Annotated in this window: 2 protein-coding genes and 1 pseudogene; all 3 read left to right on the top strand. The window is 55.7% G+C overall.

The genetic code is table 11. The features are described 5' to 3' along the window. Window positions 1-171, top strand: a 171-nt coding sequence (locus NW857_RS12755) for a tRNA-guanine transglycosylase (protein WP_414369178.1), incomplete at its 5' end; no start/stop codon positions are given. A 111-nt stretch (window positions 172-282) separates the two neighbouring features. Next, window positions 283-894 (top strand): hypothetical protein, encoded by a 612-nt coding sequence (locus tag NW857_RS12750; RefSeq protein ID WP_414369177.1) that lies wholly within the window; start codon window positions 283-285, stop codon window positions 892-894. 358 nt (window positions 895-1,252) lie between these two features. Continuing rightward, window positions 1,253-2,010 (top strand): annotated as a pseudogene (locus NW857_RS12745) (hypothetical protein); the annotation flags it as partial.

The raw sequence follows: 2,010 nt of genomic DNA, 5'->3' as shown, positions 1-2,010 counted from the left end.
CACTTCAGCCGCGCCTATTTGTGCCACCTCATCCGCGCCCAAGAGATCCTGGGCTACACTCTGCTTTCCATCCACAACATCACGGAGCTCGTGCGCTACACCCAAAGAATGCGCCAGGCCATTCTGGAAGGCAAATTTCACGAGAACTGGGATCCGTGGCGCGAGGGCTGAGCGTCCTCAGGGGTCTTTGTTAACATCCCTTCTAAATACTCCCAGGTTAGCCTTCCTACTCGTTACGATGAGAGGACAACCTAGCCTTCACCTTGAGGAGCAAAGAGGAGCATGGCTATCCGCACCCTGCAAAGTGTAATTGAGCAGCATATTGCTGGGCTGCCTGGCCTTATTGCCGTCTTGATAGGGCGAGTTACGGATGGCAAAACGGTAGCCAAGGTAACTTACGCCAGCGACACCCAGGAAGAGCAGGCGCTGGAACTTTTGGGCACCTACGCCAGCGACCTATTGCAGGCCAACAACCGCCTTTGCCAAACGGTCAGCCCTGAGGAGGAGGCGGATTACCTCACAGCGGGCTCGTCTCATGTGCGGGTGATTCTGAAGTCTTTCCCCAAAAGTCCCTACTTTGTTTTGTTTTTAACCCGCTCCATCATCGACCTCAAAGCAATTTCAGAGCGCATCAAAGCCATCCTCATCGACGGCAAACCGCTGCTGCCTCCTGTTCAAGACGACACTCTATCCACTGCTCAGGCTTTGATTAGCTACGCCAAGCGCTACGCTCCGGATCCCAACTTTGTCATGCTGCGCTTGTCCCTGAAAACGGGCATTGACCGCAACCGCCTTGAAAAAGGCACCCTGAACTCCCAGGAGCTCCGCATTCTCCACAAAGCGGTATCTGACGTATTGGGGGTAGAGCACTTGCCTATTGCTTTGCCCAGTTGAACGACTCCCGACACTCATTCTCGTTGAGCCAACACAACATGACTTACGCCACGCTGCGCGAACCGATAGCTTACGGGCTTCCTGCTTCCCAGACTTATTTTTTGGTACAGAGGTCGCAGCGTGCTGCCGCCGTGCGACCCACGGCGGGAAACTCTCCAGAGATTGAACTTGTTCTCCTCAATTGCAGCACAACGGCTTTCATCCCGACACTGATTTGCTCTTGAGTAAACCCAATATGGCTTACGCCACCTACGGAACACAAATACAGTGCAGGGCTTCCCGCTGATTAAGCTAAAGGCTAAAGTTGTGGGAGTTATTAACTGTTGTCCCTTCCTATCCCCTCGAGCTCAGGCCATCTATGTTGGAGCATTTACGCCTTGACCGCGCTCGCAAGCTGTTCTCTCTCTTTGGCGAGCCAGTGATTTTCCACTGCCACCACTACAACCTATTTTTGCAGCAGACCATTGAGGATCCCAACTGGATCGATGGGGTGAGCATCCTGCGCACGGCGGCTCAGGAGATTTTCTACAGCTTGCTCCAGGGCGCTTTTAAAACCTTGGGAGTGCATCAGGCAACGGAGCGGCTGGCGGTGGCGTGCCAGTTGTTCGGCTTTCTCGGCTTGGGGCGACTGGAGCTGCAGGCCAGCCCCAGCGGTGGCGAAGCCCAGCTCACCCACTCCCACTACGCAGAAGGCTGGCTGAGCAAGTACGGGGATCAGGCTAACCGCACTCGTCCCATTGATCATCTGGCGGTGGGCTATGTGGCAGCGGCGCTGGATGCCACTTTTGGCGAGCTGGGCAGCTACACAGCAGAGGAAACGGAGTGCATGACGGTTACGCGCAAGGATCGCTGCGTGATCCAGGCAACTCGGCTGCCACGGCCTCAGGCTTTGGTTCCTAGTCCCGGCATGGGCAAGCTCATCGAACGTCCAGCCGATCTGCCCAAGCCGATAACAGCGGTGGACTACGACGCGGTCAACGAAGCTCTGTGGGGCATGCCTTTGGCAGGAGATGAACGGGGGCAGATTCGCGCCTTTAATGTGCTGCTCACGCGCATGCCTGCCAATTACTACAACCGCATCCAGTACCGCTTTTTGGAAGAGCTGAAAGCAGTGCA

The sequence above is a fragment of the Synechococcus sp. H55.9 genome, assembly GCF_047462355.1.
Classification (GTDB): Bacteria; Cyanobacteriota; Cyanobacteriia; order Thermostichales; family Thermostichaceae; genus Thermostichus.
The sequence above is the reverse complement of the archived record's forward strand: the minus strand, read 5'-3'. Positions and strand labels throughout refer to the sequence as shown.